This window comes from Mesorhizobium sp. M1B.F.Ca.ET.045.04.1.1, assembly GCF_003952465.1.
GTDB classification, from domain to species: domain Bacteria; phylum Pseudomonadota; class Alphaproteobacteria; order Rhizobiales; family Rhizobiaceae; genus Mesorhizobium; species Mesorhizobium shonense.
Genome location: NZ_CP034448.1, coordinates 5,868,738 through 5,890,720, shown reverse-complemented (window position 1 = coordinate 5,890,720; position 21,983 = coordinate 5,868,738). Strand labels below are relative to the sequence as shown.

At 62.8% G+C, this 21,983-nt stretch carries 32 protein-coding genes; 18 read left to right on the top strand and 14 right to left on the bottom strand.

Going from position 1 to position 21,983, the window contains the following annotated elements; translation table 11 throughout:
• Positions 1–61 precede the first annotated feature (61 nt).
• A complete protein-coding gene (locus EJ071_RS29285) occupies positions 62–691 on the top strand; it encodes a hypothetical protein (protein ID WP_126100964.1) in 630 nt (209 codons plus the stop codon).
• A gap of 599 nt (positions 692–1,290) precedes the next feature.
• Entirely contained in the window at positions 1,291–1,773 is a 483-nt protein-coding gene (locus tag EJ071_RS38780; protein ID WP_189521276.1) for a hypothetical protein, read from the top strand.
• 149 nt (positions 1,774–1,922) lie between these two features.
• Here EJ071_RS38780 and EJ071_RS29275 read toward each other — a convergent pair whose 3' ends face one another.
• On the bottom strand, positions 1,923–2,567 hold the full coding sequence (locus EJ071_RS29275; protein WP_126100963.1) for a response regulator transcription factor: 645 nt from the start codon (positions 2,565–2,567) through the stop codon (positions 1,923–1,925).
• On the bottom strand, positions 2,564–3,964 hold the full coding sequence (locus tag EJ071_RS29270; RefSeq protein WP_126100962.1) for a sensor histidine kinase: 1,401 nt from the start codon (positions 3,962–3,964) through the stop codon (positions 2,564–2,566). The genes EJ071_RS29275 and EJ071_RS29270 overlap by 4 nt, the downstream gene beginning before the upstream one ends.
• Before the next feature lie 196 nt (positions 3,965–4,160).
• On the opposite strand from EJ071_RS29270, the gene EJ071_RS29265 reads away from it, so the two are divergent.
• From EJ071_RS29265 to EJ071_RS29250, 4 genes are all read left to right on the top strand, one after another.
• Positions 4,161–5,084, top strand: a complete 924-nt coding sequence (locus tag EJ071_RS29265; RefSeq protein ID WP_245460015.1) for a 2-dehydropantoate 2-reductase — start codon at positions 4,161–4,163, stop codon at positions 5,082–5,084.
• Positions 5,085–5,111: 27 nt separating this feature from the next.
• Positions 5,112–5,852 carry a class I SAM-dependent methyltransferase gene (locus tag EJ071_RS29260; protein ID WP_126100961.1) on the top strand — a complete coding sequence of 247 codons (741 nt, stop codon included), beginning with the start codon at positions 5,112–5,114 and terminating at the stop codon, positions 5,850–5,852.
• Between the two features lie 87 nt (positions 5,853–5,939).
• Positions 5,940–6,527 (top strand): cupin domain-containing protein, encoded by a 588-nt coding sequence (locus EJ071_RS29255; protein ID WP_126100960.1) that lies wholly within the window; start codon positions 5,940–5,942, stop codon positions 6,525–6,527.
• Between the two features lie 12 nt (positions 6,528–6,539).
• On the top strand, positions 6,540–7,286 hold the full coding sequence (locus EJ071_RS29250; protein WP_126100959.1) for a GNAT family protein: 747 nt from the start codon (positions 6,540–6,542) through the stop codon (positions 7,284–7,286).
• Positions 7,287–7,384: 98 nt separating this feature from the next.
• On the opposite strand, the gene EJ071_RS29245 is transcribed toward EJ071_RS29250, so the two are convergent.
• Both EJ071_RS29245 and EJ071_RS38775 read right to left on the bottom strand, forming a co-directional pair.
• Positions 7,385–7,654, bottom strand: a complete 270-nt coding sequence (locus EJ071_RS29245; RefSeq protein ID WP_126100958.1) for a hypothetical protein — start codon at positions 7,652–7,654, stop codon at positions 7,385–7,387.
• Between the two features lie 406 nt (positions 7,655–8,060).
• Complete coding sequence (locus tag EJ071_RS38775; RefSeq protein WP_189521274.1) at positions 8,061–8,213, bottom strand: hypothetical protein; 153 nt, start codon at positions 8,211–8,213, stop codon at positions 8,061–8,063.
• 202 nt (positions 8,214–8,415) lie between these two features.
• Here EJ071_RS38775 and EJ071_RS29235 point away from each other — a divergent pair, with 202 nt between their 5' ends.
• Positions 8,416–8,685: an excalibur calcium-binding domain-containing protein gene (locus EJ071_RS29235; protein ID WP_245460014.1), complete on the top strand. Its 270-nt coding sequence runs from the start codon at positions 8,416–8,418 to the stop codon at positions 8,683–8,685.
• A gap of 34 nt (positions 8,686–8,719) precedes the next feature.
• Here the strand turns inward: EJ071_RS29235 and EJ071_RS29230 are convergent, their stop codons facing one another.
• Positions 8,720–9,259 carry a DUF6428 family protein gene (locus EJ071_RS29230; RefSeq protein WP_126100955.1) on the bottom strand — a complete coding sequence of 180 codons (540 nt, stop codon included), beginning with the start codon at positions 9,257–9,259 and terminating at the stop codon, positions 8,720–8,722.
• 42 nt (positions 9,260–9,301) lie between these two features.
• Between EJ071_RS29230 and EJ071_RS29225 the strand changes: the two genes are divergently transcribed.
• The 5 genes from EJ071_RS29225 to EJ071_RS39685 all read left to right on the top strand — a co-directional run bounded on the left by EJ071_RS29225 (position 9,302) and on the right by EJ071_RS39685 (position 11,947).
• A complete protein-coding gene (locus EJ071_RS29225) occupies positions 9,302–9,652 on the top strand; it encodes a metalloregulator ArsR/SmtB family transcription factor (RefSeq protein WP_126100954.1) in 351 nt (116 codons plus the stop codon).
• On the top strand, positions 9,649–10,362 hold the full coding sequence (locus EJ071_RS29220) for an MIP/aquaporin family protein (protein WP_126100953.1): 714 nt from the start codon (positions 9,649–9,651) through the stop codon (positions 10,360–10,362). Before EJ071_RS29225 ends, EJ071_RS29220 begins: the two co-directional genes overlap by 4 nt.
• The gene (arsC, locus tag EJ071_RS29215) at positions 10,359–10,772 is read left to right on the top strand and encodes an arsenate reductase (glutaredoxin) (RefSeq protein ID WP_126100952.1); all 414 of its coding nucleotides are present in this window, start codon (positions 10,359–10,361) and stop codon (positions 10,770–10,772) included. The genes EJ071_RS29220 and arsC overlap by 4 nt, the downstream gene beginning before the upstream one ends.
• Complete coding sequence (locus EJ071_RS39690; RefSeq protein WP_245460013.1) at positions 10,773–11,375, top strand: MFS transporter; 603 nt, start codon at positions 10,773–10,775, stop codon at positions 11,373–11,375.
• Positions 11,376–11,437: 62 nt separating this feature from the next.
• On the top strand, positions 11,438–11,947 hold the full coding sequence (locus EJ071_RS39685) for a hypothetical protein (RefSeq protein ID WP_245460012.1): 510 nt from the start codon (positions 11,438–11,440) through the stop codon (positions 11,945–11,947).
• A gap of 208 nt (positions 11,948–12,155) precedes the next feature.
• Here the strand turns inward: EJ071_RS39685 and EJ071_RS29205 are convergent, their stop codons facing one another.
• Positions 12,156–12,863: an outer membrane beta-barrel protein gene (locus EJ071_RS29205; RefSeq protein WP_245460011.1), complete on the bottom strand. Its 708-nt coding sequence runs from the start codon at positions 12,861–12,863 to the stop codon at positions 12,156–12,158.
• A 525-nt stretch (positions 12,864–13,388) separates the two neighbouring features.
• Here EJ071_RS29205 and EJ071_RS29200 point away from each other — a divergent pair.
• Positions 13,389–14,252 carry an AraC family transcriptional regulator gene (locus EJ071_RS29200; protein WP_189521273.1) on the top strand — a complete coding sequence of 288 codons (864 nt, stop codon included), beginning with the start codon at positions 13,389–13,391 and terminating at the stop codon, positions 14,250–14,252.
• Between the two features lie 51 nt (positions 14,253–14,303).
• Here EJ071_RS29200 and EJ071_RS29195 read toward each other — a convergent pair whose 3' ends face one another.
• Positions 14,304–14,486, bottom strand: a complete 183-nt coding sequence (locus EJ071_RS29195; protein ID WP_210324999.1) for a hypothetical protein — start codon at positions 14,484–14,486, stop codon at positions 14,304–14,306.
• A 200-nt stretch (positions 14,487–14,686) separates the two neighbouring features.
• Here EJ071_RS29195 and EJ071_RS29190 point away from each other — a divergent pair, with 200 nt between their 5' ends.
• Positions 14,687–14,836, top strand: a complete 150-nt coding sequence (locus tag EJ071_RS29190; RefSeq protein ID WP_095770090.1) for a hypothetical protein — start codon at positions 14,687–14,689, stop codon at positions 14,834–14,836.
• Between the two features lie 120 nt (positions 14,837–14,956).
• Here the strand turns inward: EJ071_RS29190 and EJ071_RS29185 are convergent, their stop codons facing one another.
• Both EJ071_RS29185 and EJ071_RS38770 read right to left on the bottom strand, forming a co-directional pair.
• Positions 14,957–15,163, bottom strand: a complete 207-nt coding sequence (locus EJ071_RS29185; RefSeq protein WP_126100949.1) for a DUF3606 domain-containing protein — start codon at positions 15,161–15,163, stop codon at positions 14,957–14,959.
• Positions 15,150–15,296, bottom strand: a complete 147-nt coding sequence (locus tag EJ071_RS38770) for a hypothetical protein (RefSeq protein ID WP_189521271.1) — start codon at positions 15,294–15,296, stop codon at positions 15,150–15,152. Before EJ071_RS38770 ends, EJ071_RS29185 begins: the two co-directional genes overlap by 14 nt.
• 34 nt (positions 15,297–15,330) lie before the next feature.
• Here EJ071_RS38770 and EJ071_RS29180 point away from each other — a divergent pair, with 34 nt between their 5' ends.
• Positions 15,331–15,588: a metal-sensing transcriptional repressor gene (locus EJ071_RS29180; RefSeq protein WP_071036188.1), complete on the top strand. Its 258-nt coding sequence runs from the start codon at positions 15,331–15,333 to the stop codon at positions 15,586–15,588.
• A gap of 7 nt (positions 15,589–15,595) precedes the next feature.
• Positions 15,596–16,924 (top strand): cation diffusion facilitator family transporter, encoded by a 1,329-nt coding sequence (locus tag EJ071_RS29175; RefSeq protein WP_126100948.1) that lies wholly within the window; start codon positions 15,596–15,598, stop codon positions 16,922–16,924.
• Positions 16,925–17,000: 76 nt separating this feature from the next.
• Here EJ071_RS29175 and EJ071_RS29170 read toward each other — a convergent pair whose 3' ends face one another.
• The 4 genes from EJ071_RS29170 to EJ071_RS29155 all read right to left on the bottom strand — a co-directional run bounded on the left by EJ071_RS29170 (position 17,001) and on the right by EJ071_RS29155 (position 20,354).
• Complete coding sequence (locus EJ071_RS29170; protein WP_126102766.1) at positions 17,001–18,173, bottom strand: MFS transporter; 1,173 nt, start codon at positions 18,171–18,173, stop codon at positions 17,001–17,003.
• Between the two features lie 90 nt (positions 18,174–18,263).
• A complete protein-coding gene (locus EJ071_RS29165) occupies positions 18,264–19,163 on the bottom strand; it encodes a DUF1259 domain-containing protein (RefSeq protein WP_126100947.1) in 900 nt (299 codons plus the stop codon).
• A gap of 337 nt (positions 19,164–19,500) precedes the next feature.
• Positions 19,501–19,962, bottom strand: a complete 462-nt coding sequence (locus tag EJ071_RS29160) for a hypothetical protein (RefSeq protein ID WP_126100946.1) — start codon at positions 19,960–19,962, stop codon at positions 19,501–19,503.
• 23 nt (positions 19,963–19,985) lie between these two features.
• Positions 19,986–20,354, bottom strand: a complete 369-nt coding sequence (locus EJ071_RS29155; RefSeq protein WP_126100945.1) for an antibiotic biosynthesis monooxygenase family protein — start codon at positions 20,352–20,354, stop codon at positions 19,986–19,988.
• Between the two features lie 97 nt (positions 20,355–20,451).
• Between EJ071_RS29155 and EJ071_RS29150 the strand changes: the two genes are divergently transcribed.
• Both EJ071_RS29150 and EJ071_RS29145 read left to right on the top strand, forming a co-directional pair.
• Positions 20,452–20,928 carry a MarR family winged helix-turn-helix transcriptional regulator gene (locus EJ071_RS29150; RefSeq protein WP_126100944.1) on the top strand — a complete coding sequence of 159 codons (477 nt, stop codon included), beginning with the start codon at positions 20,452–20,454 and terminating at the stop codon, positions 20,926–20,928.
• Positions 20,929–21,090: 162 nt separating this feature from the next.
• Positions 21,091–21,363 carry a PilZ domain-containing protein gene (locus EJ071_RS29145; protein WP_126100943.1) on the top strand — a complete coding sequence of 91 codons (273 nt, stop codon included), beginning with the start codon at positions 21,091–21,093 and terminating at the stop codon, positions 21,361–21,363.
• 54 nt (positions 21,364–21,417) lie between these two features.
• Here EJ071_RS29145 and EJ071_RS29140 read toward each other — a convergent pair whose 3' ends face one another.
• Positions 21,418–21,885: an isoprenylcysteine carboxylmethyltransferase family protein gene (locus tag EJ071_RS29140; protein WP_189521269.1), complete on the bottom strand. Its 468-nt coding sequence runs from the start codon at positions 21,883–21,885 to the stop codon at positions 21,418–21,420.
• Positions 21,886–21,983 lie beyond the last annotated feature (98 nt).

The following is a 21,983-nucleotide window of genomic DNA, read 5'->3' as shown; positions in this document are numbered from 1 at the left end:
GCGACATTGCCGGTGGGGTAGTTCGGCCGAAGGGCCGGATGGCCGGTATGGGGAGAATGGGATGCGCGTAGCGCGCATGGGCTGCAGGCTAGTCTTGCGAGCGCTCACTGCGTTGGCGCTTGTTGTCGCGCCTTTTCATCTCTCCGTCGAAGGGTTTGTTGTGGCCAAGGCCTATGCCGGTAAAGGCGGCGGCAATGGCAATGGCGGCGGGAACAGCGGCGGCGGGAACGGGAACGGCAACTCGGGCGGCAATAACGGCAACGGCAATAGTGGGAACGGCAATTCTGGGGGCAATAGCAGCGGCAGCGGTAACAGCAACAGCGGCGGAAATAGCGGTAACAGCAACAGCGGCGGAAATAGCGGCAACAGCAACAGCGGTGGAAATAGCGGTAACAGCAACAGCGGTGGAAATAGCGGCAACAGCAACAGCGGTGGAACCAACGGCAACAGCAAGGGCGCAGCGAACGGCGCCTCCAACGCAAGCACCGGCACCGCCGATGTCGATGATCACGTAAACGCGCTGACCGGCGACAAGGTCGAGGTAAGCAACAACAGCATCCAGGTCACGCACCGGAATGGAATGAAGGAGACGATCGAGAACGGCAGGTTTAGGATGGAGGACAAGTTTGGTCGCACCATCGTCGAGCGCAGGGCCACAATGGCCGATCTCAATCGCCTGAAGAGTTTGTGAGAGCGAGGTTCTATCTGGATTAGATCTTTAAGGGACCAAAGGCCAGCGCTGCAAAATCAGGTTGCCACCTTTTGCTTCGTCTCTTCGGTCCTGATCGTCTTATGACAGAACTCCCGCTGCTCACCTTGCCCCCGCCTTTTGGCGGGGGTACTTTTTTAGGCCCTAAGAACGGCTGCCGGGTAAGGCGGGCTCTTGGCGGATGGCCCCGCAAATCGGGGAAACAATCCATTCGCAAATCAAAGTGTCACGGTGCTTTTCGCGTCCAAGTAGAGACATCTGCGCCGTAGCATGCCGCGGCTCGTTGGGCGTCCGCGTGGTTCTCGCAGGCGACATTCATAAAGAATTGCAGGACAATTTCCAAGCGATTTGGTTAACGCAGGGGCAGTAACCGCTTCGAGCCGTTTCTCCCCTTGGTTGCGACGATGGTCCCCAGGCGGCGGCAAAAAAGGTCCGACCGGGCATGGCATGGGTCGTGGGCCGCTTCCGTAGCCTTACCAAACCGTGAATCTTTTCTGGTCAAGACACCGGTTCCGCCTTGGCCGGGCTGAGAGCGGAACTTCGGCAGGGCCGAGGCGGAACCGGCATGAACCAAGGACAGCATGCTCGAACCCGCCTCCAAAAGGTTTGTCCGCCTTACGCTGCGCGCCACGGCCGCGCTGGCGGTTGTTGTCGCGACCTATCATTTCACGCCCGATGGCGCCGCCAAGCTCCTCGTCACCACCGCGTATGCTGGCAATGGCAATGGCGGCGGCGGTAATGGCGGTGGCGGCAATGGCGGCGGCAACGGCGGCAACAGCGGCGGCAATTCGGGCAACAGCAATGCCGGTGGCGGCAATGCCAATGCCGGCCCTGGCAACAACAGCGGCAAAGGCAACACCAGTCCGGGCAGCAAGGCCAGTCATGTCAACGCCACGACCGGCGATACGGTCGAGGTCGACGGCACCAAGATCACCGTCGTCCACCGCAACGGCATGAAGGAGGAAATCGAGAACGGCCGCTTCGAGATGACGGATGCGCAAGGCCGCACCATCGTCGAGCGCAAGGCGACCCAGGCGGATCTGACCCGCCTGCTAAGCTTGTGAGGGTTGAGAGAAGCTACCCCCTTTTCCCGCACCCTCGCATGTCACCCCCGCCTTCCGGAGGCGGGGGTGATTGCTTTTAGGGAATAGGCAGTAGGGATTAGGCAGTAGGCAGCTGGGTGCTCTTTTTTCTATTCCCTACTGCCTACTCTCTACTGCCTGTCCTTCGCCTCATGCATCAGCAGCGCCGCTTCCGTCCGGTTGCGCACGTTGAGCTTGGCCAGCACCCTGGTCATGTGGTGCTTGACGGTCTTTTCCTGCAGCGACAGCCGGGCGGCGACTTCCTTGTTGCTCAGGCCCTCGGCCACCAGTCTCAGGATCTCGGCCTCGCGGCTGGTAAGCTGGCTGAGCGGGTCTGGCTTGCGGCTGGTGGGCTGCAACAGATCTGACAGCAGCCTGGCCGAGAGCGTCGGCGAGACATAGCTCTGGCCGTTGGCGACATCGCGCAGGATCTCGGCCAGCGACTTGGAGCCGACCCCCTTCAGCACATAGCCTCGCGCGCCGGCCTTCAGCGCTTGGGCAACGTCGGCATTGGCTTCCGAAACCGTCAGCATGACGATCTTCTGCTCGGGGACTGCCGAAAGGATGCTGGTCAGCGCATTGAGGCCGCCGCCCGGCATGCTGATGTCGAGCATCAGGATATCTGGAGCGCTGGCGCGCGCCAGCCTTTCGGCGTCGTCGGCGCTGGCGCCTTCGCCCACAAGCTCGAAGCCACCGATCTCGCCGAGGCTGCGCGCCACGCCCTCGCGAAACAGTGGATGGTCGTCGACAATGGCGATGCGGATCGGTGCGGTCACGGCTGCTCCTCGACAGACAATGTGATTACCAGTCTCGTTCCTCCTGGACCCGAGAGCGTCTCGAACTGCCCGCCGATGCTTTCGATGCGCTCCCTGAGGCCGGCAAGCCCGAGGCCTTCGCTCCTCGCCGGATCGAAGCCCGGACCGGTGTCCTGCACCTCGACCAACAGCTTGCCGCCCTTCATCGTGGCTCTCACCTGCTGGCCCTTGCCCTTGCCGTGCCGGTAGGCGTTGTTCAGCCCTTCCTGCACGAAACGATAGATGCTGATCTTCTCCGAGGTGCCGAGTTCCGGCAAGCGCTCCGGCAGCGTCAGCAACACCCTGGTGTCGGTGCGGCGCTCATGCTCGGCCACCGCCAGCCGCAAATTGTCGGCCACAGCCTGGGTCTCGATCTGCGGCAGCACCAGGCCGTTGCAGATGCCGCGTATCTCTCGCATCGCCTCGCCGAGCGTCTTGTGGATGCCGGCGATCTCGGCTTCGCGCCGCGGTTTCGGGGTGGCGGGGTCGACGAGCACCGGGCTGTCCATTCTAAGCGCGGCAAGCGCCACCAGTTGCGCAGGCCCGTCATGCAGGTCGGCGCCGATGCGTCTCAGATAGCGTTCGTTGATGGCGGTGGCGCGGCGCGAGGCGCGCTGCACGCGCTGGCGCAGCGACGAGTTCTGCGCCAGCGCCGCCTGCAGTTCGGTGACCTTGGCCTCGAGCGCTGCGCGCTGTGTCTGGATGGTACGGCTGCCGCGAAACACGATGCCCGACAGAAGCGCCAGCGAGGCCGCCGTGGCGCCGGCCACCACCAGCCAGCTCCACCTCAGCGCCGAGTTCAGCGTCTCCTGGAAATCGTCGGCGATTTCGTAGAATTCCGACACCGCCACCACTTGGCCCGACCACGGCTCGCGCACCGGGTTGTAGATCTCGAACAGCGGCGCGTTCACGGCTTTCTCCTCGCCGGCTTCGGGGTCGTCGTTGAGGTCGTTGTATTCGGCTACGACATTGCCGGCGAAGGCGGAAACGAGATTGGGATTCGGCGCAAAGGTTTTGCCGATCAGAGTCGAGTCGTCGGAGTAGAGCACCAAGCCGTCCCGCCGCCACAGCTTGAACGACACCAGCCTCTTGCCGAGCGCGCCCTGTCCGAGCGTCTCGTCCAACGCCCGCTTGACGGTATCGTCGAGCTCCCGGCTTTTGCGCAGGTCCGGCAGCAGCGGTGCAATCACGCTGTCGACATAGAGCGCTGTCGTGGTGGCGGAGTTGTGCATCACACCTTCGCGGATCTGCGACGTTACCCAAAGGCCAACCACGAGCATCACCGCCAAAAGCCCGATGCCGCCGGCGATCACGAACTGCCAGGCCAGCGACAGCCCGCTCCAGACTTGCACAAGTCGCTTCAAGGTCTCCCTGAGCATACGCGTGATTCACCCCACCCGCCTGCAAGATTATAGGCCAGTCGCGGCAATTGCGACACCGACCTTGGTCCGGTGCCCCGGGGGAAGGTTAATGGCGCGGCTGGTCGGCTTATTGAGGATCTGCTAATATTATGTCGGCTGCGGGTCCGCTCCGGCGTTACGTGGCCATAGCACCGGCTGGCGTCGAGGGATCGGCATGCGGATCGCAATGATGGGTGCGGGCGCCATCGGCGGATATATCGGGGCGAGGCTCGTCGAGGCGGGAGGCGACGTCAGCTTCGTTGCCCGTGGGGCACATCTGCAGGCAATGCGCCAGAACGGATTGCGCATCAAAAGTCCGGCCGGCAACTTGCTTCTGCGTGACGTCTCAGCAAGCGATGCGCCGGCCGACATCGGTCCCGTCGATCTCGTGATCTTCGCGGTCAAGCTCTACGATTGTGAGAAGGCCGCCGCCGCGCTCGGACCGCTGATTGCCGGGAACACCCGCGTCGTGACGCTGCAAAACGGCATCGACGGCATCGAGATTCTGCGTCGCCATGTTCGCGGCGACAAGGTGATCGGCGGCGCCACCTACCTTTCCGGTTTCATCAACAAGCCAGGGGAGGTCGTCCATGCGGGCGGGCTGACGGACATTCTCGTCGGCGGGCATCGCGATCCTGTGATACACGAGCTTCACGCGCTTTGCGATCGGGCGATTGGTCTCCAACTGAAGTCGGTCGCCGAGATCGACAGCGTGCTCTGGGAGAAGTTCGTGACGCTTGCAGCCTTCTCCGGCGCAACGTCGCTCATGCGCTCAGGCATTGGTCCGATCCTTGGCGATCCCGAGGCCCGCATCTTCGTCGAGCAATTGCGGGACGAAGGGATGGCGGTTGCCGCGGCAGCCGGCCATCCGATGGCGGAAGGGTTCGAGGACCGCGTCATCAAGAGGTGGACGGCATTCCCTCCGCATGTGAAATCGTCGATGGCCAACGACCTCGAAAGAGGTAAGCCCATCGAGGTCGTCTGGCTCTCCGGGCGCATGCATGAACTGGGCATGAAGTTCGGCCTTGCGACCCCTGGTCACACGGCGGTGTTCCGCGCCTTGCATCTCCATGCAGCGGGTGCCGTCCCTTGGCGGTGATCCATCGAGATTCGGTGGGAGGACATCATGGCAAATGCGTCGACTGAAAGCATGCCGGTGACGATGGGCACGAAGGCCTCTGGCTCGCAAGACATGTTCAATAGGGAACTCGAGACTTACCGCAGGATCGTCGGTGCGAACCTGATGTTCCATCGGGAAGTCTATGACGTTCTTCGCGACTTGCTTGTCGAGCAGGCGCCGGCGTCATTCCGGTTCCTCGACGTGGCGTGCGGAGATGCCAGCGCCTCCGCCGCGATGCTGAAGACGACGGCGATAGGCAGCTATGTCGGCATCGACTTGTCGGAGGCGTCGCTGCGATTGGCGGCTGAAGCCCTTGAAGGCCTCCCTTGTCCCGTCGAACTCCGCTGCTGCGATTTCGCGCCAGCGATGGCGAAATGGTCGGAACCAGTTGACGTCATCTGGATCGGCATGTCGCTGCACCATCTGCCGACGGCGGCCAAGGCAAGGCTGATGCGGAACGCCCACCGGGCCTTGGGAGGGATGGGCCTGTTCGTCATCTGGGAACCGGCGCTGTTCGAAGGCGAGGATCGCGCCGCCTGGCTCGCGCGCTTCTCCTTGCTACGCGACAAATGGTCGGCCGTTTCCGACGAGGAATTCGCATCGATGGAACGGCATATGCTTCTGGCCGATTTCCCCGAAACCTCGCAGACATGGCTGCGCTTGGGGCGCGATGCCGGCTTTTCGCATGCGGAGGACATTTACTTGATGCCCAATCGAATGGGCAGGGTGTTCCGTTACTGGAACTAATCGGCGCATTGGGGCGGGCTGCTATGCGTCCAAGTGAATCGGACCGGCGGCCGGAATGAAACACGTCATACGGGGGGAGGCGCTCCGGTGCTGAAGATCCTGAAAGGCCGGCTTCTGACCGGTCTGGCCGGCGCGGTCGATCATCTTGGCCGCCGATGGCTGGCCGAGCAGCCATTTTCCGGAGAACTGTGCGATATCTATCCATCGCTGGAAGAAGGGAGGCATGCCATGAGGACGGTTGCGGGGTACAAGCTCGAAGCTGGTGAGGGCGAGCGGCTGCATTTCAGCGGCGCCGACTTCCTCGTCAAGGCGTCCGCTGATACCACAGGCGGCGCCTTCTCGATCGTCGAGGAGATCGATCCTCTGGATACGCCGCTACACAGCCATGCCAATGAGGACGAGCTCTTCTACGTGATCGAGGGCGAGCACGTGTTCCGCTGTGGCGACCAAGAATTTCACGTCGGGCCAGGCGGAACGGTGTTCGCTCCGCGTGGCGTGCCGCATGCGCATCGACGTATCGTGTCGCGCACCGGCCGTTTCCTGACGATGACGTCACCCGCCGGATTCGAAGGCTTCTTCCGCGATCTTTCCCAAGCCGAGGCGAGCGGCTCCTCGATGCCCGAGGCCTATGCGGCGGCGGCGCGCAAATACGGCATAAAGTGGCTCAATCCTTAGGGAGCGCGCACGATGGCTTTCGATACCGAGACAGATCAACCGGTCGTCGGGTCAACGCCGAAGGCGACTCAGGTCGCGTCGGGCGATGCGCCGGTTCCGGTCGCCGTAGTGCTCGAGGGCCGTTGGGGGCGGCTGCGCCCGCTCGACGCCGAACGCGATGCGGCAAGGCTCTATCGGCTCTCGCATGACGAGCACACCGAGGCCACCTGGGTCGACATGAAGGTCGGACCCTTTGCCACCGAGCAGGCCTTCGCCGAGCACGTCGCCGCGCTGGTGGCGGACCCCAAGCGCGCTTTCTTCGCCGTCGATGGCCCCGACGACGAAGCGCTTGGATGGCTCTGCCTGATGGAGGCCAGGCCGGCGCACCATGTCGTCGAACTCGGCTATGTGCTCTACACGCCGCCGCTGCAGCGCACGCGGCTCGCCACCGAGGCGCTCTACCTCATCCTGCGCCATGTCTTCGACGATCTCGGCTACCGGCGTATCGAATGGACATGCACGTCGACCAACCAACGTTCGCGCGCGGCGGCCGTGCGGCTCGGCTTCGTTTACGAGGGCACGCATCGCCAAGGCCTGTTCCTGAAGGGCAAGCCCTGCGACATCCCGATGTATTCGATGCTTTCCAGCGAATGGCCGGCTAATCGTGCGGCTTTCGAAGCCTGGCTCGATCCCGGTAATTTCAGGGAAGGGCGGCAGGTCCGCTCGCTGGCCGAGCTTCGCTCACCGCGCGATTTCACAGGTCCGCTTTTGTCGATCTGAGGTCTCGGATAGCAAGTACGCTCGTCAGAAAAACGCCTGCCCGGGCTTAGCTCAGATGTGCAAAGCCCGTCACCTGAATCCGTTAAGCGCGACGCGCTTTAAGCGTCCGCACCATGGTCTGCCATGGGCATTTTCATCGCCTGATCGTTCGGTTTCTCGAAATGCTCCTCTTGTCGCTTTTCGATCTCGTAGGAGAGCCAGCGGCAAAACATGCCGACAACCGATGTCGCGGCGCCCGCAAGAAGGCACGCCGTCAACAATAGGTCTTTCGATGCGTTCGACCAGCTGACGATCGCCAGAAGAACGACGCTGACCGTCGAGACCAGGTAACCGGTCCCTTTTAGGAGATGAAGCGACGCCCTTTTCATGTTCGCACCCGATCAGGAACTGTTTCGGCCGATGGAAAGTTCCTTGTCGGCGTTCGGTCGCCCGGCACGCATCGTCGGCGCGATTGAAAAAAGAATGAGCCGGCCGTGATGCATCGACCGCTCCACTTGCGACGGAACGCAAGAGAGGGCCGCCGCGTTTTGTGTCGCTATGTCGAAGGGCTCTCACCCTAACAGGGCCGAAAAGGCGTCCCCGGCCTCGCTCGCCGAGGCGGAGCGTCAGGCGCGCGCGGAAAAGAACGCCAGGCTGAGGAGCCTTCGCACGCACACGTCGTGGCTGGTCCTCGATCCGAACGCGCTTTTCCGCGACGAGATCGACTGCTCGGCATTGTTCGGCGAAGCCCCCCGGAAGGTCCCGCGCCCGGGCTAGAAACGGATCTCCAAGCCTCTACGCGGCTTGAAGTTGCGTTGTGCCATTCGCACGCGCTATCAGCCGCGCAACGGCCAGTGGCGCCATGACCATGAAAAACGCCGTGATGTCGAGGAAGATCGACCAAACCAGATCGATCCCACTGTGATCATAGCAGACCGCATATCCCATGACGCCTTACCCTTTTTATACCCACCCATTGCGCATCAGGTTGCCACACACTGACCTGAGCATGATCCTCATTTGCAAGAAATACAAGGGACCGCTAATTTAATTGGGGCGCTATCGGCCGGGGTGGCGGATGTTCCTGCCGTTTTTCTATTGGTCTTCGGCCAATCAGCGCCGCCCGTTGGGCGGATGGAGATGGGTGGCCTTGCTTGCACCGATCATCCTTCTGTCCGGCTACATCGTCTATGGCTCGATCGGCATCCATTTCGCGTCGCCTTGGTCGGCGCTGCGGCATGTTGCTGCCTTTCCCAACTGCGCCACCGCCCGATTGGTCGGTCTCGCGCCGTCGCGCGCCGGGCAGCCCGGCTATTGGCCGACGCATGATGCCGACCATGACGGCATTGCCTGCGAACCTTGGCATGGGACAAACGGGAGCGGGGTACAGGTGCACCGCTATCGGAGCACGGGCAGATAGGTCGGGGACGATTCGGCCCGCGCCGACCAACCGCTCAGCTGCAACAAGCCTTGCCGCTCGCGGGCGAGCAACATGATGCGCTCGCCGCCTTCTGTTCTTCCAGCCAGCGATCGCGAGGCTTGCAGCTTGCCGGTCGTGGCGACAGCTCGACCTCGACGGCGCCGCCAACCAATGCCGGTTGGCTTGCCCGGTGCAACTCCATCGGCCGGATGCCGTCGCTGATTTCGAAGGTCAGCCTAGCCGACTGATCGAGAGGCACGTGATCGGCGACCTTGCGGATGATCGCTGTGAACCTGCCGGCCGGCATGTGGACCGGACCGCCTTCGTCGACGTCCCACAGCTGCACGAAGATTTCCGGCCAGGATTCCGGGTTGGCACCGCAATCCAGCGCCGAGAATTGCCCGGCCTTGACCTCGGTCACATGATAGCCCGGCTTTACCGGCCGGTCGCCATAGCGGAACACCAGCGGTTTGTCTTGGTAGGCGGCCAGCGCGCCGAGCAGATCGCCGATGGTGAGATCCGACGGGTCGATGGCGAGGGCAGGGGTGATTTTCCGGTTGTCAGGAGAGAGCATGTCGGCTATTCCTCATTTCAACATTTCAAGGATTATTGAAACGTGGATGAACGTCAAGCCCTGATTGCCTTTGGCGCGCTGTCGCAGGAGACACGGCTGCGGCTGCTGCGATTGCTGGTGGTTGCCGGACCGGACGGCATCGCCGCCGGTTCGCTCGCCGAACAGGTCGAGGTCTCGCCGTCCAATGTCAGCTTCCATCTCAAAGAGCTGGAGCGCGCCGGCCTCGTGCGCGCGCGGCGCGACGCGCGCTCGATCGTCTACAGTGCGGAGTATGATGCGCTTTCCGGCCTGATCCGGTTCCTGATGGAGGATTGCTGCTCTGGCCGTCCGGAAATCTGCGTGCCGGCGCTTGCCGCGCCCTGCTGCCGGCCTGGTGAGGGGACCCGGCAATGACCTCTTACGATCTGCCGCGGCGGGCCGTCGCCGAAACCCTGGGCACCGGTCTCCTAGTCGCAACAGTGGTCGGCTCCGGCATCATGGCCGAGACGCTGACGCATGATGTGGCGCTGGCGCTACTCGGCAACACGCTCGCAACCGGCGCCATGCTGGTGGTGCTGATCACCATGCTGGGGCCGATCTCCGGCGCGCATTTCAATCCGGCCGTCTCGCTGGTCTTCTGTCTCAACCGGGCGCTGCCGGCCCGCGATCTGCCGGCCTATCTCTCCGCGCAGTTCGCCGGCGGCATCGCCGGCACGATTGCCGCGCATCTCATGTTCGCGCTCCCGGTGCTGGAGGTCGCGACGAAGCTGCGTGCCGGACCCGCGCAATGGTTCTCCGAGGCTGTCGCGACATTCGGGCTGGTCGCCGTCATCCTCGCCGGCCTTCGCTTCGAGCGGCGCGCCGTACCGTGGCTGGTCGGCCTCTACATCACCGCCGCCTACTGGTTCACCGCCTCCACCTCCTTCGCCAATCCGGCAGTCGCGGTGGCGCGTTCGCTCACCGACACGTTTTCCGGCATCAGGCCGGCCGATCTGCCGGGCTTCATTGTCGCCGAACTGCTCGGCGCCTTGATCGCGCTGGCGCTGATGGGCTGGCTGTTGCGGCCCGAAACCATCAAGCAATCCCAAGCATTGAAAGCCCAGCCATTCAAAGGCAAGCCATGACGGTCACGATCTATCACAACCCCGCCTGCGGCACCTCGCGCAACACGCTCGCCATGATCCGCGCCAGCGGCGAGGAGCCGGTGGTGATCGAATATCTGAAGACGCCGCCAAGCCGCGAGCGGCTACTCGAGTTGATCGCGGCAATGGGCATCACTCCGCGCGAGCTGCTGAGGCAGAAAGAAACGGCCTATGCCGAGCTTGGGCTTGGCAACCCGAAATGGAACGACGGCGAGCTGGTCGACTTCATGCTCGCCCACCCGATCCTCATCAACCGGCCGATCGTCGAGACGCCGAAAGGCACCAGGCTCTGCCGGCCGTCGGAGGCGGTGCTGCCGCTGCTCGACCATCCGGTGGCGGAGTTCGTCAAGGAAGACGGCGAGAAGGTCGTCTACGTGCCGGGGCGGGCCTGAATGGAAGCCGCGGCACCCGTCGCCCGCAATCGCCACGTCCTCGTCTCGGCGCTTGGCGTCACGCAAATCCTCGCCTGGGGATCGTCCTACTATCTGCCTGCCGTGCTTGCCGCGCCGATCGCCGCCGACACGGGCTGGTCGCTGGCCTCGGTCGTTGCCGGGCTCTCCTGCGGCCTCCTGCTTGCCGGGCTGGTGTCGCCGATCACCGGGCGGCTGATCCAGCGTCACGGCGGCCGGCCGGTGCTTGCCGCGAGTTCGCTGCTGCTGGCCGCCGCCCACCTGCTGTTAGCGGCGGCCAACATCTATCCGCTTTACCTGCTTGCCTGGCTGCTGATGGGGTTGGGCATGTCGAGCGGCCTCTACGATGCCGGCTTCGCCACGCTCGGCCGCCTCTATGGACTGGGGGCCCGCGGCGCGATCACCAACCTGACGCTTTTCGGCGGCTTCGCCAGCACGATTTGCTGGCCGCTCAGCGCCTTCCTCGTCCAGCATGAAGGATGGCGCTTCACGTGCGTTTGCTACGCTGCGATCCACCTTTTGATCTGCCTGCCGCTTCACCTTTGCCTCCAGCCGCGGCGCCTGCGCCGGCAAGAATCGAGTTGAGGCAGGCGTCGGCCACAGGGCGGGAGAGGACGCGCTTCATCCTGCTTGCCTCCATCCAGACAGTGGCCGCGCTGATCGCGTCCATGCTTTCCGTCCATCTGCTCACTCTCCTGCAACTGCGCGGGGTGAGCCTTGCGGTCGCGGTCGGGCTTGGCGCCCTGGTCGGGCCATCGCAGGTCGGCGCGCGCGCGGCCGAAATGCTGATCGGCCGCAACCGGCATCATCCGATCTGGACGATGCTGGCATCCGTATCGTTGCTCGCGACCGGCGTCTGGCTGCTGCTTGCAAGCCGGAGCGCCATCGCCCTGGCATTGATCCTCTACGGCGCCGGCAACGGCATCCACACCATCGCGCGCGGCGCCCTGCCGCTCGTGCTGTTCGATCCGCAACGATACGCCGCGCTGATGGGCAAGCTCGCGACGCCGAGCCTCATCGTCCAGGCGGCGGCTCCGTCGATCGGCGCGCTGCTTCTGGGCGCCGGCGGCGGCAACCTCGTGCTGACGACGCTCGCGCTGGCCGCGACCCTAAATCTGGGGCTCTGTGTTTGTCTGGTTGCGCTCGTGCGCCGGTGAGCGTCAGAGCGGTTCGGCGTTCGATGGAATCGCCGACCCGTCCTGAGCATTTGTCTTTACGCAATTCCGGACGGAAAACCGCCGCGCACTTTTCCCTGGCGTTACGCTAATGCATGTCGCCCAGAAGTGTGCAGCGGTTCTGGGACAACGACATGCATCAAAACAAAGGTCCAGCGCCTCGCCTGAATCCGTCTCAACGCGACGCGCTTTAGAAACGGAAATTCACGAAGGCCTTCAGCGTGTGGAAAGCCACATCGTCTTTGATTGTCAGCCCTTCGCCATTGTCGAGTATCTGCTTCGAGCCCAGGTCCACATAGGCATATTCGGTGCCGAAGGAGAGGTGATCGGTAATGGCATGCTCGATGCCTGCGCCGGCGGTCCAGCCGGCTCGTGTCTGCTCCTCGTTGAAAACAGTCGTGCCGCCAACGGTCAGCGTCTGCTCCGTTTTGCCGAAGGCAAAACCGCCGTGGCCGTAGAGGAGCGTGCGGTCCCAAGCCCGCCCCAGTCGCGCGCGCACGGTGCCAAGATATTTGACGTCCACCTCGCCATTGAAGATCTCGGTGCCGTCCACCGAGGCCGTAACCGAAGCGCCGTAACTGGATGCGGCAATGTCTGCCACCGCACCGATCACCCAGCGGTCGGCAAACTGCCAATCATAGCCGGCCTGGACGCCGCCGAGGAAACCGCTCGCGGAAATCTCGAAGGCGCCGTTGATCGGCGGCGGATTCCCGTCGGCAAAGATCTGCCGCGAATCGAGTTTCATGTCACCCACGGCAAACGAACCGAACCCACCGAAATAGGGCCCCGTCCAGCTGAAGCTCTCCTCCGCCGGCGGTGGCGCCGGGGCCGCTTCCAGGGCGATCGGATCGGCCGCGAACGCCCTGCCGGCGGCAAGAACGATCGCCATGGCGGCCATGGACCTAGGTACAATCTTCATCGGAACTTTCCTCGCTGCATTGCCAATTAAAATCGCGTCCGCATTTCTTCCCGCTCATGCATGAGCGGGCCTCAGGGACCGTCGGTTAGCTTGCGAAGACATGTCCGTCTGCGCCGGACATGAAAACCGATCACCGCCCCTTCGATGCACCGCTAGCAGAGAAAATCCGGGTGCGTATGGCGGATACGGAAGTCACAATTGCAATAACGGAACAGTTCTTGTTCCGGAATTTCAGTCTTGCAACTTTGTCACACTTAACTCACGTTCAGAAAGATGCGAGGCCACTTGGAATCGGATCGGACCGAAGTGGAAAACGATGTTTCTCGAGCACCGAAACGTAGCGAAACGCCGTTTGCAGCCCGACACCTTCCGGTTCCAGGCGGTCTCTGACGGGGGGGTATGATGTCGAGCGCTGATCGGGTGGCCACATTCTCGACCGACGACATTCCCGAGCATCACCGCGACGAGTTCATCCGCGATTTCTACGGTCGGATACAGATGCGGTTGGACATCACGCCGCATCTCGACGCGCCTCTCAGATTCTCGGCCCGTACCCTGATTCTGCCCGAGATGAGCCTCAGCAAAGGTTCCGTCTCTCCCATGGTCTGGGAGCGCAATAGCGGACTGATGGCCGACGGCAATGACGATATCATCCTGTCCTGGAATAAGGGCGGCTATCGCTTCACCATGCCTGGGCGCGGCGACTTCAGCACCGAACCCGGCACCGCCGCCATCTTGCCGATGGACCGCCGCTACTCAGTCGCCAGCGAGGATTCGCAATGGACCGTAGCGCTTCAGTTCAAGCGCTCGCTGCTGGCCCCGCTGGTGAAGAATCTCGACGATGTGCGTCCCGACAGTCTCGGCCGCACGCTCCCGGCACACCGGTTGCTCTTCGATTACCTCTGGTCACTCCTGCACATGGAGGGGCCCGAGACGCTCGCGCCCCTCGCTTCCCGCCATATCACCGATCTGCTCGCCGTCTCCTTCGGTGGCATGGAGGCCTATACGCATCCCCCCGGCGTCCGCGCAGCAAGGCTTGCGGGCATCAAGCAGCACATCGCCCAAAATCTCACCGATGCCGGGCTCAACGCCGGGCAGATATCGCGCAAATTCCGCATCAGCGAGCGCTATGTCCGCCAGCTATTTGCCGAGGAAGGCACAAGCTTTTCCGACTATGTCAACGGGGAGCGGCTCGCCTACGTCCATAGCTGCCTGACCGATCGCCGGCAGTTGCTGCGGCGCATCGCCGACATCGCTTTTGAGGTCGGCTTTACCGAGCCATCCACCTTCTACCGGCAGTTCCGGCTGCGCTACGGCATGACGCCCACGAAAGTTCGTGCCCTGACCGAGAAGGACGGCAACGGCTGAACTACTTGTATGGTGGTTCGTTTCGGCTTGTCGGAATTTGACGTTTGACCTCTACGCGCAGTCCTTCAGCTCGACCACCTCGACGCCGAGGCGGAAGGCCTGGCCGTCGGCGTAGGAGCGCGCATATTGCTCGGCTTCGAAGGGGAAGGTCAGCGTGGTGCCGTAGGCGGTGACGCGCACCGTCCACTTCTGGCCCTTGACGAGTTCAACGCCGTGAAGCTTCGCCGTCACCATCTCACCCTCCTCCGCATGCTCGCGACGCTACCCTAACGTCACGGAAGTCATTTGAGTACAAATAATCCGACCGAATTATGTCGCTGACACGTCGATTCCGACATTCGGCCCGGCGCTTCCGTGAAATGGATCACGTTCGGCCTGCCGGAACCCGGACGGCTCCAGCGGGTTAGAGCTATGAAATCGCACAGGAGGCCGCCATGATCCGCAAGCTGAAATCCGGCGAATACCGCCTCTATTCGCGCAAAGTCGACCCCAGGACCGGCAAGCGCCGGAACCTCGGCACCTTCAAGTCGCGCGAGGCGGCCGAGAAGCACGAACGCGAGGTTCAGTACTTCAAGCGGCATTGAAGTCCGCAGCTTTTCAGTCTTCTCGGGTTCCAGCTGTCGATGCCGGCGATGCTCGGCCCTTTGAATGAGCAGCGTCATCTCCCATTCGCAGCACTTCGCGGGCAGCAAAGCGAGAGGCGCTTAGTCCGTCGTGTCGTCGCCGTTCGAGCGCGAACCAAGCGCATGGGCTTCCCGCTCCAGCACCGCGCGATCATTGTCGTATTTCGCAAAGAGTTGCCGAGCTTCAGGGATCGTAAGCTGGAACTTCCTCGCGAAATGGGCGACGTCGAAATCCTCGCCGATCGAGAGGTGGTCAGCGGCATCGCGTGAGCTTTCATTGTCTGACATCGGAAAATTCCTCCTGCCAGAAGAAAGGCGTGCGCGACGGCATGGTTCCGAGTTGTTCACAAGCGATATCTAACAGACGCTCGAGATCCGCGGTCAAATCCATCAGGCGTCGGCAGCGGCTCTGGTGGTCCATTGAATTATCCTACCCTGGGGGATAGGATAGCGGCATGACGATACACAGCTCTCATCCCGATATCATCGCCCGGCTCAAGCGCGCGCATGGCCATCTGGCCGCCGTGCTCGCCATGTTCGAGCAGGGGCGCTCCTGCCTCGACCTCGCGCAGCAGCTTCATGCCGTCGAAAGCGCGGTCGGCAATGCCAAACGCGAACTGATCCACGACCACATGGAGCATTGCCTGGTCGAAGGCGGCGAGCCCACCAGGGACACGCTCAAGGAGCTGAAGCAGCTCACAAAATATCTGTGAGGCCGCCATGTGGGCAAGAATTCTGGACTGGTTCGGGTTCGGGGCGCATGGTCATGACCATGGCGGGCACAGCCATGATCATCATGGCCCGCACGGCCACACTCACGGCGTGATCGACACCACGATCGCGACGACCGATCGCGGCATCTGGGCGATCAAATGGTCGTTCGTCATCCTGGCGGTCACGGCCGCCTTGCAAATCGTCGTCGTCGTGTTTTCCGGCAGCGTGGCGCTGCTTGCCGACACCATCCACAATGTCGCCGACGCGACCACCGCCATACCGCTTTGGATCGCCTTCGTGCTGGCGCGCCGCAAGCCGACCCGGACCTTTACCTACGGCCTGGGCCGGGTGGAGGACTTGGCCGGCATCGTCATCGTGCTCATCATCCTGGCGAGCGCGCTGGTCGCCGGATATGAGGCGATAGACCGCCTGCTCAATCCCCGGCCGGTGCGGTTCCTCGGCTGGCTCGCGGCTGCCGGCGTCATCGGCTTCCTCGGCAACGAGGCGGTGGCGGTGTTTCGCATCCGCGTCGGACGCGAGATCAACAGCGCCGCATTGATCGCCGACGGCTATCACGCCCGCACCGACGGATTGACCAGCCTCGCCGTCGTCGTGGGCGCGATCGGCGTCTGGCTCGGCTTTCCGCTGGCGGACCCGATCATCGGCCTCGTCATCACCGTCGCCATCTTCGGTATCGTCTGGCAGTCGGCGCGGTCTGTGCTGACCCGCATGCTCGACGGGGTGGAGCCCGGATTGGTCGACGAGATCCATCACGCTGCCGAACATGTCGTGGGCATCGAGAAGGTGGCCGAGGCGAAGGCTCGCTGGCTCGGCCACAAGCTGCATGTCGACGTGGCGATCGCGGTCAATGACGGGCTGCTGCTCGCCGCCGCGAACAACATCGCCGCATCGCTGAAAGCCGAGCTCTTTGCCCACATTCCCGCGCTCGACGTCGCGACGGTCCGCTTCACCGAGCCGCAGGCCGAAGGTGCCAACCATGATGCACCCGACCCGTTCCTGGTATCGGGCAAGCTGGCGAGCGGGCTGCTGGAGATAATCGACACGCCGCAGGGCGAGCGCATGCGCCTGCGCCTGTCTAGTCATGCCGAGGGCCTGCAGGCGAACGTCGCCATCGAGCGGCCGGGCGGTACAGTCGAGCGCCTGCCGCTGTCGCCGGTCGGCGGCGACCATCACTATCTGCAGAGCCTCGTCGCCCCGGCCGAGCCGCACGAGTTCAGCGCCAGGCTGCAGCTTTCGGCCGGCCCCGACAGCGAGGATCTGCCCTTTGCCATGGCCGAGCCGGAAGGCCACCACCACGAGCATGCGCACTGGTGAGGAAGGCGCTGGTTGAATTCCGGTGCGAGATTTGCCCGGCGGTGGCGCAGCATCGTCTTCCCGACTGGATGCAGCTTCACCTTTCTTCAGGCGGCTTGATGTGGCGGAAGGCCGAAAGCAATGCCAGGTCGTAGAGGATCTTGAGGATACCGCAGATCACGAGAGGCCAGGCTTCGAGCCCCGCAGCAAAGAGCGCGCCGGCGATCGCCGGGCTGGCAGCGGCTGCAAGGCTTCGCGGCACCGACGTAACGCTCGCCGCCGCAGGCCGCTCCGGTGGCGTGACGACAGCCATCACGTAGGAAGAGCGTGTCGGCACGTCCATCTGGGACAGCGCCGAGCGTAGGAGCAGAAACGCGAGGGCCGCGTCGCGGCTCGGTATGACGGCCGCCACGATGAGGCAGACACTCGACGGAATATGGGTGAACACCATCGTATTCACGAGGCCGATGCGGCTCGACAGCCATGCGGCAATTGGAAATGAAACCGCCGACAAAACACCCGACCAGAAAAAGAACACCCCGGCCGTCGACAGCGAAAGGCCGAACTTGCTGAACAGCCACAAAGCAATGAGCGACTGCACGGCAAAGCCACCAGCGAATGCATCGATGCTGAACAGGGCCGCGAGCTTGTAGACAATGACACGCGACGGCCCAAGCGCCGCGGCGGGCTCTTCTTGAGGAGAGGTTTTCGGACCAGTGGGAATGCGCGCATAGGTAAGTCCTCCGGCCACGCCCAGAGCCGCATAAAGGACGAACATTGCCTTGAGCGCGGTAAGACGCGACATGCCGGTTGTGACTAGGAAGTCTGGGCTGGTTGCGGCGAGCGCGCCAACGGATGCCGCCAGTGCGCCCAGCAAGCTATAGCGCGCGAATGCCTTCGTGCGGTGCGCATCCGCGACGAGACGCGACAGGACGGCATGCTCCAGCGGAACAAAGATGCTGACGCTGCCAGAAGAAGGATTGATCGTGCCGATGAAGGCCACGAGCAGAACAAGCGCGTAGGTGCTCGACTGCGTATAGGCCAGCCCTGTTGCGACCATCAGGCCGGATGCGGCCATAAGCAAGATGCGCCGGTCTGCCCTCACGGCAAGGAACCCGACGCCTAGCGTCAACAGCGCCGAACCCAGGAGAGCGGCGGTGGCGACAACGCCAATCTCCAAGGGGCCAAGCCCGATCGCTGCCAGGTATACCGGCAGGAGCACCGCGGCAAAGCCATCGCCAAAATCACGAAAGGCCCGCGCCGCGTATATATCCGCAGCACGGCCTCCTTTCCTCTGGTCCTTGACGTCGCCCGGGCCAACGTAGTTGCCTTCGGAATTTCGAAGGGACTGTGTCAAGGGTCAGCTACCTGTCTTGAGGTGCACTTGATCGAGCGCCAGCTTCAGCCCTTTGGCCAACTTCCCAACGTCGTCATTCGCCCAGAAATGCATGAAGAACAGCCGGGGTTCGTCGTCGAGCATATGGTTGTGCACGGCCGTCACCTCTATCCCGCTCTCCCGCAAGGCTCTTAGCACCGGATTCACTTCGGAAGCGATCAGAACGAAGTCGCCGGCGATCGCGGCCTTGCCACTCCCGGTCGGCTGAAAGTTGATGGCAATCGCGGAGCCCATTGCGTCAGGCACTTCCATACCGTCATCCTTGATAGACTCCGCGCGTGGGATGCTGACCTGATAGACCCCGCCATTGACCTTGCCTTTGCGGCCAAGCGCCTGGTCGATGGTCGATGTGTCGAGATCGATTGTCTTCGAAGCAGCGGTGGCACTCGCCGGTGCGTCTGAAAGCGGCGTCGCGCTCTGCTGCAGTGCCGAATGCAGCGCTGTGGCCAACTTTTCCGGGTCGCCATGCCCCAGGACGTGCATGTACATCGTCTCCGGCTGCGCCCTCTGCAGGTGATTGTGAAGCGCCGTGACCTCGATACCGCTTTCGATCAGTTTCGTCATCACCGGGCCGATCTCGGATACGGTCAACACAAGATCGCCCATCACCATGACGTCGTGATCGCCCATGGGTTTGAATGCGAGCCACGAGCCGAGCGCCAAGGCCGGTTTGAGCTCCACTCCGTCAAGCGTGACTTTCAGGTCCGAACGGGGGAGCCCGACCCGGTAGACGCCCCCTGACGCCTCCGTGCCGGATTTCCCGAGCGCGTGCGCCACCGCCTTCCAGTCAGGTGCGGCAAGGGAAGGCTGGGCAATTCCAAGGCAGGCCGCAAATGCGAGCCCAGCTATGATTTTTCCATGCATGATTTGCTCCTGTGCTCTGAGCCCCAGGTGCCCAAATGGAAAACGTCTGCCGTTCCGAAATGCCATTGCGCTCGCGCAATTGTGATACGCACTCCGCCGGTCGCGCCGCCGGCTGTGCTTCTCGCCTTTCGGCCGGTTATGCCTGCCCGCGGCGAAATCGGTCTTTCAATAACACAAGAACGTGTCCTTGCATTTAACCCCAGCCTCTTTGAGCAATGGTTGCTTTGAGGAGGCGGGCAGTCCGGCCACGCAATAGACCGGCGCCGCGATCTCGCCGGCATGTTTCGTGATCATTTCTCGTGTGATGTGCCCTCGCTCCCGGCTCCAGCCCGAGCGATCACCTCAGTGGATGTCGCGAAGAGCTTTTCCGCCGCCACTGCGTGAGCTTCATGCCGTCACGCATGTTGAGACCGAGCAGCGTGATGTTCGTCGCGCCCGCTATCAGCTCGAGCGCCTGCACCGTGTAGAAGGCCGTATCGAACTCTCCTGCCTTGGCCTTGGAGGCGAGGAACAGCGCCGCCGGGATCAGAACCAGCAGACCGTTCGCAGCAATGAACGGCATTCGCTTCAACTTCTTGCCGATCACGCCGGTTCGCACACCTTTCGCCAAGGCGAAGCCCGAGCCCCCCGTCACCGCCAACATGGGGATCAGCAATAGGAAACCCCACGGTATGGCCGTCTTTACCGCGACAACGCTTGCTTCGGACGCAAACAGCTCGCTGAGTGCCGTCGAGAGCCAAAAGGTCGCGATCGTGAGGAGCGCGAGTGTGCTGGCCAACGGATGGATGAGCTTGGTCATGGCTTGCCCTCTCTAGTCGACCTCTAGGCGACGCAGATGCCCGGCACTCCGACCTTCTGGAAGAGATGCGGCATGGCCATTGCCGAGGATGGATAGGCCGAGAGTTTTGCAATGAACTCCGGATGCGTGAACGCGGCCCTGAAGTCCGCAGTCGATTCCCAGACTGCATAGTTCAGATAAGTCGGGCTCTGTCCGATCGCTCGGTGTAGCTGGGTTGAGATGAAACCCGGCTGCCGCTTCATAAAGTTCGCATCATTCTGCCAGGCCTGGAGGAGAGTCCGTTCGTCCGCCCTGTCCAGCGTGAAGACATTCACGAGTACGAGGGGGGCGGCTTCGAGGCCAAGCTGATGTTCGATCGGGAAGGCGGGATCAAGGGGACGCCTGTGCGACATGACAGTCTCCGGTAAGTTGGTTATATGATGTCAATCTGGTATGAGCGATACATAATATATTGACATCATCATGTCAAACAGATTTTATGGTGACAAAATGGATGCAAACATACGAACCCCCGCTGGGGATGCCTTAACCGACCTCATTCTCGACCTGTTCAGGGTCAACAACCTGATCTTGACTTGGGGCGACAGGCTTGTGGCGCCGCTGGGGCTCACAAGCGCTCGCTGGCAAATATTGGGGGCCATCGTTGCGGCGGATCGGCCACAGCCGGTGGCGTGGCTCGCGCGCGATCTTGGCGCCAATCGGCAGAACGTGCAGCGCATCGTCAACGACCTGGCGGCGGAAGGGCTCGTCAGGTTCGAGCCCAATCCGCATCACCGCCGCGCGCAGCTTGTCGTGCTGACCGACAGGGGACAGCAAACGTTCGACGACGCCATCGGCTTTTACGACCCACGGGTCAACGCACTTGCGGACGGGCTTCCCCTAGAAGACATCCGAATGGCTGGCCGCGTCATGAAGGCACTGCGGAAGAAATTTGAAGGCGATGAAAATGCTGGAGACCAGACCTGACCGCTCTGGTTCGATCGCAAGCGCCGCGGGTGTGCGGAAACGGGACCAGTCCGCCGGCCGCGATTAGAAAACGCTAACGGAACGGAAACGCCTCGCTGCTATGGTGCTACGTTGCGGCAGGGGAGGCTGAACACTGCCGAGGAAGTTCGGGACGAGTATACCATGGCCACCTTTCCCCATGTCGAGCGTCGCCTTTATGCGCGAGAATTCGTGCTGAAGGAGGCCACGATCGTCACCGGCGACGCCAGCATCAGGTGCTCCATCCGCAACCAGCACGAACATGGCGCCGAGCTGCGCGTCGGTTCGCATGTGGACCTGCCGGACCGCTTCACGCTCATTGTTCCCGACGACGATGCCGTCTATCGCGCCGTGGTGCGATGGCGGCGCAACGAGCGCGTCGGCGTGCAGGTCTACAGCAACTCGATGAAGGGCTGACGTCCAACTCTCCGTCGATTCCCGATCACAGGGATCAGGCGAGCCGCACCGCATTCAAAGATAGCGGCGCACGCTCGCCTTGTAGCTGCGGTAGGGCTCGCCGAACTTGCGCTCCAGATAGGCTTCCTCGCGCAGCACCACGCCGGAATGCAGGATGAGGGAGACCGGGACGAGGGCAAGCACACTCCACCAGGTGTCGAAGACGAGCCCGATCCCCAGGAGCAGGCCCATCAGGCCGATGTAGAGCGGGTTGCGGGTGAAGCGGAACGGGCCGCCGGTGACGATGGCCAGCGTCGGCTTCGTCGGATCGATATTGGTGCCGCCGCGCTGCATCGTCATGCGTCCCCAGGCGATGACGGCAATCGCAAGCGCGGCAAGCACGATGCCCAGCACCATGGTCAGCGGCCTGCCGCCGATCGCGAGCGGCCAGACATAGCGCAGCGCCAGCATCAGGATCAGCGCCACAAGGAACAGCAGCGGCGGGAATACCGCGACGCCCGGATTGTCCTTCTCGTCGTTCATGGCCATTTCCGCCGGCCCTCAAAACCAGGCACCCCGCACTATGCATCCGCGGCTGGGCGGCAACAAGATCAGCGAGGGCCGTCTTCCTCCTGTGCCTC